Annotated in this window: 14 protein-coding genes; 7 read left to right on the top strand and 7 right to left on the bottom strand. The window is 70.7% G+C overall.

The features are described 5' to 3' along the window. The first annotated feature begins 70 nt into the window (after positions 1–70). A complete protein-coding gene (locus IEY36_RS21505; protein WP_188970687.1) occupies positions 71–1414 on the top strand; it encodes an aminotransferase-like domain-containing protein in 1344 nt (447 codons plus the stop codon). A gap of 36 nt (positions 1415–1450) precedes the next feature. Here the strand turns inward: IEY36_RS21505 and ggt are convergent, their stop codons facing one another. Genes ggt through IEY36_RS31135 form a run of 3 tightly spaced genes read right to left on the bottom strand, consistent with a single transcriptional unit; the run spans position 1451 to position 4801 of the window. After that, complete coding sequence (gene ggt, locus IEY36_RS21500; protein ID WP_188970686.1) at positions 1451–3139, bottom strand: gamma-glutamyltransferase; 1689 nt, start codon at positions 3137–3139, stop codon at positions 1451–1453. A gap of 16 nt (positions 3140–3155) precedes the next feature. Next, the gene (locus IEY36_RS21495) at positions 3156–3443 is read right to left on the bottom strand and encodes a hypothetical protein (protein ID WP_188970684.1); all 288 of its coding nucleotides are present in this window, start codon (positions 3441–3443) and stop codon (positions 3156–3158) included. A 20-nt stretch (positions 3444–3463) separates the two neighbouring features. Further along, positions 3464–4801 (bottom strand): TIR domain-containing protein, encoded by a 1338-nt coding sequence (locus IEY36_RS31135; RefSeq protein WP_188970682.1) that lies wholly within the window; start codon positions 4799–4801, stop codon positions 3464–3466. A 175-nt stretch (positions 4802–4976) separates the two neighbouring features. On the opposite strand from IEY36_RS31135, the gene IEY36_RS21485 reads away from it, so the two are divergent. From IEY36_RS21485 to IEY36_RS21475, 3 genes are read left to right on the top strand one after another with little or no spacing between them, the layout of a single operon-like run. Then, complete coding sequence (locus tag IEY36_RS21485; protein ID WP_188970680.1) at positions 4977–6698, top strand: tetratricopeptide repeat-containing protein; 1722 nt, start codon at positions 4977–4979, stop codon at positions 6696–6698. Next, positions 6695–7414: a Crp/Fnr family transcriptional regulator gene (locus tag IEY36_RS21480; protein WP_188970678.1), complete on the top strand. Its 720-nt coding sequence runs from the start codon at positions 6695–6697 to the stop codon at positions 7412–7414. The genes IEY36_RS21485 and IEY36_RS21480 overlap by 4 nt, the downstream gene beginning before the upstream one ends. Before the next feature lie 46 nt (positions 7415–7460). Further along, positions 7461–8129 carry a M35 family metallo-endopeptidase gene (locus tag IEY36_RS21475; RefSeq protein ID WP_188970675.1) on the top strand — a complete coding sequence of 223 codons (669 nt, stop codon included), beginning with the start codon at positions 7461–7463 and terminating at the stop codon, positions 8127–8129. A gap of 368 nt (positions 8130–8497) precedes the next feature. Here IEY36_RS21475 and IEY36_RS21470 read toward each other — a convergent pair whose 3' ends face one another. The 4 genes from IEY36_RS21470 to IEY36_RS21455 form a co-directional block, all read right to left on the bottom strand. Further along, the gene (locus IEY36_RS21470; protein ID WP_188970673.1) at positions 8498–9658 is read right to left on the bottom strand and encodes an MFS transporter; all 1161 of its coding nucleotides are present in this window, start codon (positions 9656–9658) and stop codon (positions 8498–8500) included. 68 nt (positions 9659–9726) lie between these two features. Further along, entirely contained in the window at positions 9727–11319 is a 1593-nt protein-coding gene (locus tag IEY36_RS21465; RefSeq protein WP_188970671.1) for a GMC family oxidoreductase, read from the bottom strand. Positions 11320–11350: 31 nt separating this feature from the next. Next, entirely contained in the window at positions 11351–11809 is a 459-nt protein-coding gene (locus IEY36_RS21460; protein WP_229681480.1) for an acyl-CoA thioesterase, read from the bottom strand. 14 nt (positions 11810–11823) lie between these two features. Beyond that, positions 11824–12582, bottom strand: coding sequence for an HpcH/HpaI aldolase family protein (locus tag IEY36_RS21455; protein ID WP_188970666.1), 759 nt, complete (start codon positions 12580–12582; stop codon positions 11824–11826). 112 nt (positions 12583–12694) lie between these two features. Between IEY36_RS21455 and IEY36_RS21450 the strand changes: the two genes are divergently transcribed. From IEY36_RS21450 to IEY36_RS21440, 3 genes are read left to right on the top strand one after another with little or no spacing between them, the layout of a single operon-like run. After that, complete coding sequence (locus IEY36_RS21450; protein ID WP_188970664.1) at positions 12695–13543, top strand: dimethylarginine dimethylaminohydrolase family protein; 849 nt, start codon at positions 12695–12697, stop codon at positions 13541–13543. A gap of 5 nt (positions 13544–13548) precedes the next feature. Then, a complete protein-coding gene (locus IEY36_RS21445) occupies positions 13549–14940 on the top strand; it encodes an FAD-binding oxidoreductase (RefSeq protein WP_188970662.1) in 1392 nt (463 codons plus the stop codon). A 34-nt stretch (positions 14941–14974) separates the two neighbouring features. Beyond that, complete coding sequence (locus tag IEY36_RS21440) at positions 14975–16156, top strand: MFS transporter (RefSeq protein WP_229681479.1); 1182 nt, start codon at positions 14975–14977, stop codon at positions 16154–16156. The last annotated feature ends 90 nt before the right edge of the window (positions 16157–16246 follow it).

Raw genomic sequence — 16246 nt, 5'->3', positions numbered from 1 at the left:
TGGCGACAACGGGGCTGAAGGTGTGCGACACAATGCCTCGGATCAATCGCGATATTGTCCTGAGATCAATATGCCTGAGACCGATTACCGCCGCCTCGCCGACGCCATGGCCGTCGAGATCGCCACCGGCAGGCTGCGCCCCGGCGCGCGGCTCGACCCGGTGCGGCGCTATGCCTATGGGCGCGGCATCGCCGTCTCCACAGCCAATCGCGTCTACGCCGAGTTGGCGCGGCGCGGGCTGGTCGCCGGGGAGGTCGGCCGCGGCACCTTCGTCCGCGCCGGGCTCGCCGCACCGCCACTCGCCGAGCCCGGTCGCCCCGGCGTCATCGATTTCGAGTTCAACTTCCCCGCCGTGCCCGGCCAGGCCGAGGCGCTGGCGGAGGCGCTGCGAGACGCGCTTGCCCCCGAGCGCGCCGCCAAGGCGATGCGCCCGGTCGGCGCCGCCGGGCATGAGGCGGCGCGCCAGGCCACCTCCCGCCACCTCGCCCGTGCCGGCTGGGCGCCCAGCCCGGAGCAGATCCTGTTCACCGGTGGCGGCCGGCAGGCGATCGCCGCCGCACTGGCAGCCTGCGCCGGCGCCGGGGATCGCGTCGGCATCGAGGCGATGACCTACCCGGCGGTGAAGGCCGCCGCGCTGCGGCTCGGCCTGGTGCTCGTGCCGCTGGCAATGGATGCCGAGGGCGTCACCCCCGAGGCCGTGGAGGCGGCCGCCCGCACCGGCCCGCTGAAGGCAATTTACCTCCAACCCGTCATCCACAACCCGACCGGCGCGACCATGTCCGAGGCACGCCGTCGGGCCCTCGCCGCCCTCGCCGCGCGCGAGGAGATCATCCTGATCGAGGACGCCGTCTTCGGCTTCCTCGACGACGCGCCGACACCGCCGCTGATCGCCCTCGCGCCCGACCGCGTGCTGCTGGTGGACGGGCTGTCGAAGCGCGCCTCGCCGGGGCTGAGCAGCGGCTTCATCGCGGCGCCCTCGGCGGCGCTGCGGCGGCGCGTGGCGGCGGCGATCCGCGCCGGCGCCTGGCATGCCTCGCCGATCGGCTTGGCCGCTGCGACGGCCTGGATGGAAAGCGGGTTGCTGCGCCGTCTGGAAGCGCAGAAGCGGCTGGACGCGCAGGCCCGCCAGGCGGTGCTGCGTGCCGGGCTGGAGGGGCAGGCGCTGCATGGCGACCCGCGCGCCTATCATCTGTGGCTGGAATTGCCGGAACCCTGGCGGTCTGACGCCTTCGCCACGGCAGCCGCCCGGCGCGGGGTGGCCGTCACGCCATCAAGCGCCTTCGCGTCGCAGCCGGGGCATGCGCCGAACGGGGTGCGGATCGCGTTTTCCTCACCGTCGATGACGGCGATGGAGCAGGGGGTCGCGGTGCTCGCCGAGTTGCTTGCGGCGGGCCCGGAGAGCGTGTCGGAGTAGGCGCGCGGAGAGGGGCGGCGCCCCTCTCCAAGGCGCTCACCGCGCCCCGGCCGAATCCGGCCAAAACCGCACCCCTTCCCGCGCCAACCCGCCGCCGACTCCGATCGCCGTCCCATCCGCGCGCCAGCAGGCGGCACCCTCCATCGTGCCGTCTGGGTGGAAGGCGATCGCCCCCATCCCGCCGCCGACATGCGGCATGCGGGCGATCTCGTGCCCGCGTTCGGCCAGCGCCGCGCGCACCGCCTCGCCGAAGGCCGGCTCCATCTCCACGGCATCGCCCTGCGTCCACAGCCGCGGCGCTTCCACCGCTTCCTGCAACGACATGCCGTGATCGACCAAGTTCAGCATGCCCTGCATGACACATCCGAAGATGCGCAACCCGCCGGGCATGCCGAGGGCATAGGCCGGCTTGCCGTCGCGCAGCACGATCATCGGCGCCATCGAGGTGGTGACGCGCTTGCCGGGCGCGATGGACAGCGCGCGCCCCGGCCGCGGGTCGAAGGTGGCAATGTAGTTGTTCGGGATCATCCCGGTGCCATGGACGATGAAGCGCGCGCCGAAGGTGGAGTTGATGGTCTGGGTCGAGCAGACGATGCGCCCTTCCCCATCCGCCACGGTGATGTGGGTGGTGTTCGGGCTTTCAGCCGCGACGCCGGGACCCCAGACCTGGGCGCGGGCCATGTCGATCAGCGCGCGGCGCTCGGCGCCATAGGCGGCGGAGATGAGTTTCTCCACCGGCACATCCACGAAGGCCGGGTCGCCCGAGGCGGCGGCGCGGTCGGCGAAGGCGATCTTCAGGCATTCGGCGAGCAGGTGCAGCGTGTCGGCAGACCCGAAGCCGAGCGCGCGCAGGTCCCAGCCCGAGAGCATGTTCAGCATCTGCAACACATGCACGCCGGACGATGCCGGCGGCGGCGGAAGCACGATCTCGACGTCGCGATACGGGCCGCGCAGCGGGGTGCGTTCCACGGTGCGATAGCCGCGGATGTCATCCACCGTGACGATGCCGCCGGCGCGCGCGATGCCATCGGCAACGGCCTGGCCGAGCGCACCATCCAGCGCCGCCGCACCCTGCTGCGCGATCGCCTTCAGCGTCTCGGCATAGTCCGACTGCACGACGCGATGGCCGGGCTGCAACGCCATCCCACCAGGCAGATAGATGGCGCTGATCGCCGGGTCCTTCGCCATGTCGGGCGCGGCTTCCTTGGCGCATTCGGCGAGGTAGGGCGTCGCGCGGTAACCGCGTTCGGCATGGCGGATCGCCGGCGCCATGACATCGGCGAGCGAGAACGACCCGAAGCGCGCCAGCGTCTCGCACCACGCCTTGAGGTTGCCCGGCGTCGCCACCGACAGCCCGCCCACCGTATTGGTGCGGCCGACCGATTCCAGCGCGCGCGGATTGTCCGGCTGGGCCGGGGTGAACATGTCGGCCCGCGCGGCGGCCGCACAGGTCGCCATGCCGTCGATCACGGTATGCGTGCCGTCCGGCAGGCGCAGATGCGCGGTGCCGCCGCCGAGTAGCCCGACCATCATCGGCTCGACGACGGTGAGGGTGAACAGCGCGGCGATCGCGCCATCCACGGCGTTGCCGCCGGCCGCCAGCATCTCCGCGCCGGCGGCGGAGGCGAGCGGGTGGTTCGTCACCACCATGCCCTTGGTGCCCATCGCGGGACGCTTCTCGGTGGTGAAGCGCGTGCCGGCGCGCAGGGTCCAATCCAGGGTCATGTCGGCGATGCGTCCTTCAGGGGGATGGGGTGGTCAGGCGCAGCACGCGCTGGGCCTGGCAAAGGTCCTCGCGCGGGCGCTCCTCGGCACGTCCGTCGGACCAACGAATGCGCAGGTCGTTGAGGCAGCCGGAGCCGGAGGGCGGGGTGACATGCAGGGCATTGCCCGGCGGCAATTCGACGCGACCGATCAGGGAGTGGCCGAACTGCCCCTGCCCCACCGACGACAATTCGAGCCCGACGATGGTCGCCGGGCCTTGGTTCATCACCATGAAGGGGTGCGGTCGCTGGTCCTGTTGCGCCATGGCGGGCGCGGCCAGCAGGCTCAGCGCGAGGATGCCCCACCCGCGTTCTTGCCACCCTCGAAACGCAGTTCCGGCGCCGCGCAAAGATCCACCCCCGGACGATCCTCTGTCCTGCCACCAACATAGACAGCGCGGATGTTGAAGACGCAACCCTGCCCCTCCGGCGCGCGGATCTGCACCGCATTGCCCGGCGTGATCTGCGCATTGCCGAGCCAATCCTCGCGGCCCACCCCCGCGCTCACCGGGGAGACGAAGAGGCGGGAGATGGTGATGCTCGCCACGTTCAGCAGCCGCGTCGCCGGGGCGGCAACCGGCGGGGGGATGCTGGCCGGCAGCGGGTCGGGGGATGATGGCGCCGCAGTGGGTCGAGGCACCGAGGCCAGCGGTGCAGGCACGCCCGCATCCGGCAGCGGGATGAGTCCGCCGAGTCCGGCCAGCGACGCCGACGGCGCGAGTGAACGCGGTGGTGGATCGGCCGGCGTCGCGACGGCACCACCGTTTCGGGCGGGGTCGACCCCGGCATGCCGGGCCCGGTCGGCGACAGCGGCCTCGATCGGGTCGGCCGATCGGTCCGAGGCCCTGTCCGTCATCGCGGACGGCGCAGCATCGGCACGCCCGGGCGCCGCCGTGCCCGTCACCGCCGACGGGGCGGCGGGCGCGGCGCCCAACAAGCTGCGCAGGCGCGGCTCCAGGAACCAGGCCGCGGCACCAAGCACCATCAGTAACAGCACCACGCCAAGCCCAAGCATCACCCCCGCCCCAGCGCGGCGGCGCGACCCGGTCGGTTCGGCCGAGGCCTGGGCAACCGCTACGCCAGCCGGCACGGCACGGGCCGGCGCCACGCGCGGTGGCGCAGCTCGCGCGGGCGGCGCCACGGCAGGGGCCGCCGCATGGGAGGCACGCGCCGCCGCGACCAGGGCCATCGCCTGGGCGCGCGGGATCTCGACCGTCGCATCCGCCGCCAGCGCCAGGCGCACGCCGACCGCCAGCACATCCGCATGCTGTTCGATCGGCATGGGGAAGACATTGAGCCAATGCGACCCGGCCAGATGCAGCCGCAGGGCGCCGCCCGGCTGGCAATCCTCGATCCGCACCGGCACCAGGGCGAGTGATTGCGAGACCGCGGTGACGACCTCGTTCCTGACATGGACGGAATTCGCGGTGGCGCGGGACAGCACCAGCACCATGGCGTGGGCGCGGCCGATCGCGGTCAGGATAGCCTCGCCCCAATCGGCGCCGGCGGGCACGTCGCGCGGGGCGATCCAACAGCGGATGCCGCGCGTCTCCAGCGCCGCGCAGACAGCCTCGGCTGCGGCACGGTCGGTAGACGCGTAGCTCAGGAAGACGTCATGTGGCATGGGCGGCGTCCGGACGTGCGGTTTCTCGCACAGGCGGCGCGACAGCGCCATGCGCTTGGAGTCCGTTTGGAACGTCCGGCGCCGGATGGCGTGTTCCCTAACAGAATCTGAGACCACACATTGCCCGGCGCGGCGCCCGCCTTCTAGGATCACGCCACACGCGCGGCAGGAACCGATGTCCGACTCCCTTGCGGAGGTCCTGGCCCTGGAGGCTGAAGGCCTCCTCCTTTCGGCCCATGACAGGGCCATGGCCGCCATGGCCGACCACCCCGACGACCCCGCGCTGCGGTATCGCGCCACGCTGACCATCGCGCGCGCCGGCGCGACGGGCCGCGCGCTCGACCTGTTCCACCAGCTCCGCCTCGATGCCGAACCCGACCCGGAGATCGCCGCGCTCGGCGCCCGGCTGATCAAGGACCGCGCCTTCGAACGCCCGGTCGCCGCGCGCGGCCCGCTGCTCGCCGAGGCGGCGCGGCGCTATGAGGATCTATGGCGTCGCGGCGGCGCCGGCTGGCACGGCGTCAATGCCGCCGCCATGCATCTGCTGGGCGGCGACCGGCCGCGTGCGGTGGCGATCGCCGAGGACGTGCTGCGCGGCCATCGCGATGCAGGCGACTACTGGTCGGCGGCGACCGAGGCCGAGGCGCAACTGCTGGCCGGGCGCGAACTCGCCGCCCGCACCGCGCTGGAGGAAGCCGAGGCGCGCGCGGGGTCGGATCTGTCGGCCCGCGCCACCACGCGACGGCAGTTGCGGCGGGAGGCGATCGCGCTCGGCGTGTCGCCCGCCATCGTCGATGCGCTGCGCATCCCGGCTGTACTGCACTACACCGGCCACATGCCCAAGCCCGGCCAGGACGACCCGGCGATCGAAGGGCTGATCAGCGCGACGCTCGATGCGACCATTGCCGCGCAACGCGTCGGCATGGCGTTCGGCGGGCTGGCCGCCGGGCTCGACATCCTGGCGGTCGAGGCGCTGCTGCGCGCCGGGGTGACACCGACCGTCGTGCTGCCCTGCGACGCCGACACCTATGAGGCCGCGTCCGTCCTGCCGGCCGGCGAACGCTGGGTCGCGCGCTACCGTGCGCTGTTGCCGCGCGTGCGCCTGATGCATCTCGATGAACGGCCCTTCGCCGGCGATGACCTGCACCTCGCCATGGCGGCGCGGCGCGCCATGGGGCTGGCGCGGCTGCATGCCCGCCATCGCGACGGGACGGCGGTGCAGGTCGCCGCCTGGGACCAGGTGCCCTCGCGCGGGTCGGCCGGCACCGGCGCGGATGTGGCGGCCTGGACGAACGCCGGCGGGCAGTCGCTGTTCCTCGGTTGGCCCTGGCCGCGCAACGGTCCGGTCGAGGCGCTGCCCGAGCCGCGGCGGCGGCCCATGGCGGTGCTGTTCGGCGACCTGCCGCGCTTCAGCGCGCTGGACGATGAGGGCTTGGCGCGCTTCTACGAAGGCCCGCTGGTGGCGATGGGCGCGGCGCTGGAACGCCACCCCTTCACCTATTGCAACTGCTGGGGCGACGCGGTGCAGATCACCTTCGAGGAGATAACCGGCGCCGCCGCCTGCGCCTTCGACATGCGCGCCGCGCTGGAGACCCAGGAACCGCCGATCCACCCGCGCTTCGCGCTGGATTTTGGCCCGATGCTGCCGGTGTACGATTCGGTACAGCGCGCGCACAAATATTCCGGCAGGGCGATGACGCGCGCGGCGCGGATCGAACCGGTCACGCCGCCGGGGCGGATCTTCGCCACCGAAGCCTTTGCCTGCGAGGTCGCGCTGCTGCCGCGCGGGGCTGGTCTCGCCTGCGACTATGCCGGCCACATCCCGACGGCCAAGAGTTTCGGGTCAATGCCGCTCTATGCGCTGCGGCGCTCGGGCTTCGAGGAGGATATGGCATGAGCGACACGCGCCTCGCCGAGGAACTCGGCGGCATGACCTTGTTCCGCGACCTGCCGCCTTCGGCGCTGGCGCGGCTGGCCGAGGGCGCGCGGCGCGTCGCCCCGCCGGATGGCGCGCCGCTCTTCGCCCAGGGCGATGCGCCCGATGCCGTCTATGCCGTGCTCGAGGGCCGCGGGCGGGTGCGCGTCGGCGCCCCGGACACCGCGGCCAAGCGGCTGATGGTCGAGGTGTTCCGCGCCGGTGACATATTCGGCGAGATCGGCGTGCTCGACGGCGCCGCGCGCAGCGCCGATGCGCTGGTGATGGGAGATGTGAAACTCGCCCGCATCCCGGCCGCCGCCTTCCTGGAGACGGCGGAGAGCGAACCGGCGCTCGGCCTGGCGCTGGCGCGGATGCTCTCGGCCCGGCTGCGGCGCACCTTCGGGCTGCTGCAGGATGCGACCTTCGCGCCGCTCGAGGTGCGGCTCGCGCGCCAGGTGCTTTACCTGCTCAAGACCGACAGCGTGAAGACCGAGCGCGGCGTGCGGCTGGCAGCGCGTTTCCGGCAGGGCGACCTCGCCGACCTACTGGGGGCGACGACGCGCAGCATCATCTCGATCCTGAATGCCTGGCGCGGGTCGAACCTCGTGGCCTACGACACCGAGAAGGCGTTTCTGTTCGTGCTGGATGAGGCCGGGCTGGCCGCCGTCGCCGCCGGGCCGCGGGACGGCATGTGAAGCAATTCAGCGCGCCGCCGCTCGCGCCGTGGCATGATCGAGCGCGATGAACCGACTGTTGTTCCCCCTGCTGCCCGCCGCGCTGCTGTTGATGGCGGCGACGGATGTGCCGTCCGGCCTGCCGACCGAGAAACCGCCGGCGCTGGAGCCGAACCGCCAGGTGCTGCAGGTGCCGCTGCCCACCGAGAAGCCGCCGCCGGCCGTGGTGACCGCCGCCGACATGCCGGGCCCCGCCTGCGCGCCGGCCCATCGCGCGCTGATCGACGACGCGTTGGCCGAGGCGCGCACGCGGCTTGCCGCCGCCATCGCGCTGGTGCGCGACCGGCCCGACGACCCCCATGTCCGGCGCTGGTTCGGCGATGCGCCGCGCAAGACGATCCGCCTCTCGCTGGAGGTCACGGCGGCGCGGCTGGCGGATATGGAAGCGGTCGATATCCGCTGCAACGACCCGGCCGGCTGCCCGGGCGGGCGCTTCGCCTATGCGCGGGGCCGGGACTTCGTGCTCGGCCTCTGCCCGCCCTATTTCCGCGCGCGGATGGAGGGGACGGATGCGCGTTGGGGCATCCTGATCCACGAAACCTCGCACATCGCGGCGAATACGGTGGACCATGCCTATCGGCCGAGCGGGGCGATGCGGCTGGCGAAGGAGAACGCCGCCCAGGCGGCGGAGAATGCCGATAACTACGAGTATTTCGTCGAGACGCTGCCGCGGTAGTGGCGCGTGTCGGTTGGTGGGGATTGAAGGGGCTTTGCCCCTCCAAACCACCCCACCAAATGACAGTGTCATTTGGAAAGCCGTCGTCTGGTGCCGGGCATCGTGGGTATGCTGCCCCCGCTCTGCACGGTCTGTGCACCATGGTGGGTCTCGGCGCCGATCCTGCCCTCGGCGCCAAGGGGCCGTGTCCCGAGACGCTTGGAGCAGGCTGCCGTCACGCGCGTTCACGCCGTCTGCTCCCGCCAATCTTGGGCGAGCATCGTCACCCGGTCGGGTGATTCCATCCAACGGCGATCTGCTCTCGGGCTTTGGTGGAAGAGGCCCCTGTCGGTTCCTCGATCCCGATCAGGGACGGCGTGGCGCGCTCATCACGCCTCCCGCATCCGCAGCAGGAACAGCGCGCCCAGCGCGGCCATGCCGAGCCCCGCCGTCAGCCACAGTGACTGCACACCGACGGCATCGACCAGCAGCCCGAAGAAATACGGCGCGAAGGCCTGGGAGGCGCGTGCCGGGGCGGTGATCAGCCCCTGGCGGTGCCCGTAGCCGACCGGGCCGAACAGCGCGAGGGGCAGCGTGCCGCGCGTGATGGTCAGCATCCCGTTCCCCGCCCCATGGATCAGCACGAAGACCGCGGCCATCGGCGCGCCGCCCAGCATCAGCACGGCGACGGCGAGCGGATGCGCCACCACGGCGATGCGTGCCGAGACCAGCGGATTGATGTTGCGCAGGAAGCTGAATTCCAGGATCCGCGCGCCGACCTGCGCCGGGCCGAGCAGCGTGCCGGCGGCCACCGCCGCGGCCGCCGTGGCGCCGGCCGATTGCAGCAGGCCGGGCAGATGCGCCCCAAGCGCCGCCGCGCTGAATCCCGCCGTCGCCAGCACGAAGGCGAGCAGCACCATGTCGCGCAGTTGCGGTTCGGGCCCGGAGGCGGTCGCGACCGGTGCCGCCTTGGCCGGCGGCGGCACGCGGGGGATCAGCAGGCGGTTGAGCGGCAGACCGAGCAGGATCTGCAACGCCGCCCAACCGAAGCAGGCACCGCGCCAGCCCCATTCAGCCTCCATGAAGGCCGAGGTGGGCCAACCCACCGTGCTGGCGAAGCCGGCGATCAGCGTAATGCCGGTGATGCTGTTGCGCGCATCCTTGCCGTACAGCCCGGCGAGGGTGGCGAAGGCGGCATCGTACAGCCCCATCGCCATCGCCATGCCCATCACCGCCCAGGCCAGACAGAACACCGGCAGCCCCGGCGCCAGGCCCATCATCACCAGGCCGATGGCGAAGACGACGTTGGACACCGCGAGCACGTCGCGGCCGCCACGCCGGTCGATCGCGCGGCCGGCCGCCGGGCCGAGCACCGCCGTCAACAGCAGCGCCAGGGAGAATATCCCGAAGATGGTGGCGCGCGAGACGCCGAACTCGGCGGCGATCGGTGTCGCGAGGATGGCGGGCAGATAATAGGATGCCCCCCAGGACAGGGTCTGCGTCGTGCCCAGCACGGCGACAGTCAGGGCGCGGTTGGTGGCAATGCTCATCGCCACGCATCCTCAGCCCGGGGCGCGTTGCCGCCAAGCCGGATAAGCAGCGCAGATGTGTCCCCGCGCTACGCCGCTGCATCCTCCTTAATCATCGCCGCGCCCTTTTCGCCGATCATGATGGTCGGCGCGTTGGTGTTACCGGTGGTCAGCGTCGGCATCACCGAGGCGTCGATCACCCGCAGGCCCTCGAAGCCGCGCAGGCGCAGGCGGCTGTCGACGACGCTGGCGGGATCCTCGCCCATGCGGCAGGTGCCGACCGGGTGGTAGATCGTGGTGCCGTATTGGCGATTGAAGGCGAGCATCTCGTCATCGCTGGCAACGCCGGGGCCGGGGAGGATTTCCTGCACGCTATGCTGCGCGATGGCGGGTTGCGCGAAGATGTCGCGCACCATGCGGATGCCGGCAGCGAGCAGCGCCTGGTCGGAACGTGCCGAGAGGTAGTTCGGGCGGATCGCCGGCTTCTCGAAGGGGTCGGCGGAACGCGCCATCACGGTGCCGCGGCTGTCCGGCTTCACCGGGCAGATGGCGCAGGTCATGCCGGGTTCCTTCTCGAGCACGCCGAACTGGCCGAGCGCGTAGGAGGCCGGCGTGAACAGCAATTGCAGGTCGGGGCTGGCCAGGCTGTCGCGCGACCGCGCGAAGACCTGCGCGGTGGTGACGCCAAACGTCAGCGCGCCATTGCCGCGCAGGAAGAAGCGCGCGACCTCGCCGGCCAACCGCACGCCGCGCGCCAGTTGGTTGGTGGACAGGCTGTTCTTCACCCGGTGCTGCACGCGGGAGACGTAGTGGTCCTGGAGGTTGGCGCCGACCGCTTGCATGTCGGCCAGCACCTCGATGCCGAGGGAGCGAAGGTGTTCCGCCGGGCCGATGCCGGAGATCTGCAGCACATGCGGCGAATTCACCGTGCCGCCGGAGAGGACCACTTCGCGCGTCGCGGTGATGCGGCGCAGCTCGCCGCCCTGGCGGAATTCGGCGCCGATGCAGCGGCGGCCGTCGAACAGCAATCGACTGACCTGGGCCTCGGTTTCAACGCGAACGCTGTCGCCGGCGGCGCGCAGATACGTCCGCGCGGTCGACCCACGCCAGCGACCGACACGCGTCATCTGGGAATAGCCGACGCCTTCCTGTTCCTCGCCGTTGAGGTCCTTGCGGAAAGGGTGGCCGGCCTGTTGTGCCGCCTCGATGAAGCGATGGGTCAGCGGCAGGATGGTGCGGTAATCCTCGACCTGCAGCGGGCCGTCGGTGCCGCGGAAATTGGTGTCGCCGCCGTTTCGATAGGTTTCGGACTGGCGGAAGAAGGGCAGCACATCGGCATAGGACCAGCCGCGGCAGCCCATCTGCGTCCAGGTGTCGAAATCCGCAGGATTGCCGCGGACATAGAGCATGCCATTGATTGATGACGTGCCGCCCAGCGTGCGGCCGCGCGGCCAGCGGATCTCGCGGTCGTTCACCGCTTTGTCCGGTTCGGCGACATAGCCCCAGTTCACCAGGTTCTGGTTCTGCAGCAGCTTCAGCATGCCGGCCGGGATGTGGATCCAGGGATGGCGGTCCTTCGGCCCGGCTTCCAGCAGCGTGACGCGCGCGCCGGTCTCGGAAAGCCTCGCGGCGACGACGCAGCCGGCCGACCCGGCGCCGATGATCAGATAATCCGTTTCCATCCCAAGCTTCCGCAGTGTTCGCGGCAGCGTCCTACGGTGCGGCGCTGAAATCCATCCCCTCGAAGACGGAAAGCATGCTGCGCAGCTTGTCGGGGACGGGGATGGGCCGGCGCGTCGCCTGGTCGGTCAGCACCCAGACGATCTCGCCGGTCGCCAGCAGCGTGTCGCCGCCGGCGGGGAAGACGGCCGGCTGGAAGGTGACCGAGGAACGCCCGATGCGCGTGCAACGGGCGCCGATCTCGATCTCCGCCTTGCGGCCGATCGCGACCTTGTATTCGACCAGGCCGCGGACGACGTGGAAATCGGCGCCGGAAGCCTTCACCTCATCCTGATAGGCCCAGCCGGCGGCGCGGATGTAGTCCGACACCGCCTCGTCATACCAGGTCAGGTAATGGGCGTTGAAGACGATGCCCTGGGTGTCGAGTTCGACGTAACGCACCCGGTGGGACAGGAAGAACCGGAAGTCGGCGCGGCTTGGCTGCCGCTTCACCGCGCCGTCCATCCTCAGCCCCGCGCGGTCTTCACCGCCGCCGTCGCGGCCTGGCACATCAGCCCGACCTCATTGGCGATGGTGACCAGCTTGAAGCCCTTCTGGATCATCCTGTTGGCATAGGCCGGGGAGCCGTTGTGCAGCCCCGCCGCGATGCCACGCTTGGACGTCTCCGTCAGCAGCATGTCGTAGATCGCCAGGATTTCCGGGTCCTCGACGTCGAGCTTCGGCTCCTTGCCGTAGGAGAAGGAGAGGTCCGAGGGACCGACATAGATTCCGTCGATGCCTGGAACGTCGAGGATCGCCTTGATGTTCTCGATCGCCGTCTTGGTCTCGATCATCGGGATGATCAGGATCTCATCATTGGCGGTCTTCTGGTAGTTGCCCGAGGAACCATAGGCACCGGCGCGGATCGGCCCGTTGGAACGGGTGCCGGCGGGCGGGTACTTCGCGTACTGCACCAGGGCGCGGGCCTCGGCCTCGGTGTTCACCATCGGGCAGATGATGCCCATGGCGCCGGCGTCGAGCACCTTGCCGACGATTCCGGGCTCGTTCCACGGCACGCGCACCATCGGCGTGGCGGAGGAGAGCTGGATGCCCTGGAAGCACGCCACGCAGGACAGGTAGTCCTGAACGCCATGCTGCATGTCGACGGTCACGCTGTCCCAGCCGCACTTCGAATACATCTCGGCGGAGAACGCGTTCGGGATGGCGAGCCACCCATTCACCACGGCCTTGCCGGCCTTCCACGCTTCCTTGACCGCATTTGCCATGGCGCTGCTTCCTCTCTTGTTGGGCTGCTATGGCAGGGACGCTAGGCTGGGTCCCGAAAAGCGTCAAACCCCGGTGCTGGACGCCGCGCGGGGGGCGGGGCAGGGTTCGGCCATGTCATCCTGGGCCGTCCATTCCGAGACCGGCGCGCTGACCGATGTGCTGGTCTGCCCGCCCGATCACTATCGCTGGATACCGACCAATTCGATCGTCCGGCGCACGCTGGCGGGGGCGCAGCAGCCCTCGGCCATGGCGCTGGCCGCGCAGCATGGCGAGTTGGTCGCGGCGCTGAAACAGGGCGGTGCGCGGGTGCACGTGCTGCCACCCGAACCGCACCTGCCCTACATGGCCTATACGCGGGATTCGGCGGTGGTGACGCCCTGGGGGCCGGTGCTGACGCAGCTCGAACGGCCGCAGCGGCGTGGCGAATACGCCGCCGTCATCGACTTCCATGGCGGGGATTTCTGGCGCAAGTCGAGCGCCGGCACGCTGGAAGGCGGCGACATCCACATCATCCGGCCGGGGCTCGCCTGTGTCGGTGCCTCGGGCGGGCGCACCGACCTTGCGGGCGCCGAGCAATTCGCCACTTGGCTGCGCGGCGAAGGCTGGGAGGTGCGGGTCGAGGTGTTCGACGAACATTTCCTGCATCTCGACGTGTTGTTCTGCATGGCGGCGCCCGGGCTGGCGGTGGCCTGCCTAGATGTGCTCGACCCCGACTTCGTCGCCTGGCTCGCCGGGCATGGCATTCGCTGCATCGACGTGGCGTATCGCGACGCGATGCAACTCGGCTGCAACATCCTGGCGCTGGGTAGGGATCAGGTGGTATCCGCCCGCGGGTCGGCGGCGCTGAACGCGGCGCTGCGGGCCGAGGGGCTGACCGTGCTCGACCCCGATCTGTCCTTGTTCACCGCCGGTGGCGGCGGCCCCCATTGCCTGACCTGCCCACTCGGGCGGGTGGAGTAAGCCCGATGTCCCTCACCACCACGCCTGTCGAGACCGTCATCGCCACCCTGCGCGACCTTCTCGGCGAGCGGCTTTCCGTCAATGCCTCGGTGCGCGAACAGCACAGCCGCGGCGAGGACACCACGACGCCGACGCTGCCCGACGCCGTCGCCTTCGTGGAGACGACCGAGGAGGTCAGCCGCATCCTCACCTTGTGCCACCAGCATGGCGTGGCGGTGACGCCCTTCGGCGCCGGCACTTCACTGGAAGGCCATGTGAATCCGGTCCGCGCCGGCATCTCGCTCGACCTGTCGCGCATGACGGCAGTGCTGGAAGTCAACGAGGAGGACATGGACTGCCTGATCGAACCGGGCGTTACGCGGCAGGCACTGAACGCCTTCCTGCGCGACAAGGGCATGTTCTTCCCGGTCGACCCCGGCAGCCACGCGACGATCGGCGGCATGTGCGCGACGCGTGCCTCGGGCACCAACGCCGTGCGCTACGGCACCATTCGGGAAAATGTGCTGGGGCTCGAAGTGGTGCTGGCGGATGGCCGTGTCATCGAGACCGGCGGGCGGGTGCGCAAGGCATCGAACGGCTATGATCTAACGCGGCTGTTCATCGGCTCGGAAGGCACGCTCGGCGTCATCACCAAGGTACGGCTGCGGCTGCATGGCATCCCCGAGGCGATGTCGGCGGCGGTGTGCCAGTTCCCCACGCTCGCCGCGGCGGTCGAGACCGTCATCACCGTCATGCAGACCGGCGTGCCTGTCGCGCGCATCGAGCTGCTCGACGAGGATCAGATGGAAGCCTGCATCAAATATTCGAAGCTGGAAGGCTTCGCGCCGCTGCCGACGCTGTTCCTCGAATTCCACGGCACCGATGCCTCGGTGAAGGAACAGGCGGAATCGGTCGAGGCGATCGCCGCCGATTTTGGCGCCTCCGGCTTCGCCTGGGCGACCGATGCCGAGGCGCGCAACAGGCTGTGGCAGGCGCGGCACGATGCCTATTGGGCGGCGGTGAACCTAAAGCCGGCACATCGCGGCATCACCACCGACGTTTGCGTACCGATCTCGCGCCTCGCCGAAGCGGTGGTCCAGGCGAAGGAAACCGCCAAGGCGTCGGGCCTGACCTCCTGCATCGTCGGCCATGTTGGGGATGGCAATTTCCACTGCCTCATCCTGTTCCCAGAAGGCAGCCAGGAAGGGCTGGAGAAGGCCTGGGCGCTCGACCGCGCCATCGTCGCGCAGGGCCTCGCGCTGGGCGGCACCTGTTCGGGCGAACATGGCGTCGGCCTCGGCAAGCGGGAATTCCTCGAACAGGAACATGGGGTGGAAGCGCTCGCGGTCATGCGCGGCATCAAGGCGAGCCTCGACCCGCGCGGCATCATGAATCCGGGCAAGATCTTCCGGAACTGACCGGCATGGACAGCCAGGCGGGCGCGGTGGCGGCGTGAGCGCGCTCGGCATCGCGATCCTCGCCCTCACCCTCGGCCATGTATTCTCGAATGCAGTGCGGACCCTGCCGGCGATGGCGGCGGATGTGCTGCAGGCCGACCTCGGCGTCAGCGCGGATGGCCTCGCCGCACTGACCGGCGCCTTTCCCGCCGCTTTCGCGCTAACCATGCTGCCGGTGGGCGTGGCGCTCGACCGCTTCGGCGTGAAGCCGACGGCGCTGGCCCTGTTGGCCATCGCGGCGGTGGGCGCGGCGCTCGGCGCGGTGGCGACCGGGCCATGGTCGATGCTGGCGGCGCAGCTGGTGCTCGGCGTCGGCTGTTCGGGGATGCTGATGTGCCCCATGACCTATGCGGCGAAGAACCTGCCGCCGCAGGCGTTCGGCCTGTGGGGCGGTGTGATCCAGGCCTTCGGCAATACCGGCATGCTGCTGTCCGCCAGCCCGCTGGCGCTGCTGGTGGACCATGCCGGTTGGCGCAGCGGCTATGTCGCCTGCGCCATGCTGGCGCTGGGCGCGGCGCTCACCGTCGCGGTCGTGGTGCGGGAAGTGCGCGTCGCGCCGCAGGCGCGACGGTCCATGCTGGAGGATGCGCGCGACGTCGTCACTCTTGGCCTGTCGCGTGACATTCGCGGGCCGGTGGTGATCGCCTTCGCCTCCTTCGCCGCGGTGCTCGGCGTGCGCGGGCTATGGGGCGGGCCCTGGCTGATGGAGGTGAAGGGCCTGGCGCGGGTGCCGGCGGGCAATGTGCTGCTGGCCTGCACCATCGCGCTGATCATCGGCCCTGCCGTTGCCGGCATGCTGGAGAGGCGCTTCCAGCGGCACCGGCGCGGCATGCTGGCTGCCGGGCAACTCGGTGCCGCGGCGGCGATCGTGCTGATCGTCGCCGGCGGCGCGCTCGGCTGGGGGGTGGCGGCGGATGCCTTGCTGTTGTTCGCCTTCGGGCTGCTGGTCTCCACCCAGGTGATCTGCTTCGCCCTGGTGCGCGCTGCGGTGCCGCCCGAACGCGTCGGCCGTGCCTTGTCGGCGATGAATGTGTCGTTCTTCGGCGGCGCGGCGGTGCTGCAGGCGGCCTCGGGCGTCGCGGCCGCCTCGGGTGGGCTGGCGGCGGCGCTGCTGGTCTTCGCGGCGGCGCTTTCGGTCTGCACCCTGGCCTTCCTACGGCTGCCCGGGCCGCGCTAGGGGGTTCCGTTCGCTCCAGCTCACGGAATCCACCCCTTGGCTGTTGCCTATGCGCGCCTCTTCACCCGATCAGGTGGCGTCGCCCGATCG

It is taken from the genome of Neoroseomonas lacus (assembly GCF_014644535.1).
Classification (GTDB): domain Bacteria; phylum Pseudomonadota; class Alphaproteobacteria; order Acetobacterales; family Acetobacteraceae; genus Neoroseomonas; species Neoroseomonas lacus.
Note: the sequence above shows the minus strand (reverse complement) of the source record. Positions and strands in the feature narration are given on the sequence as shown.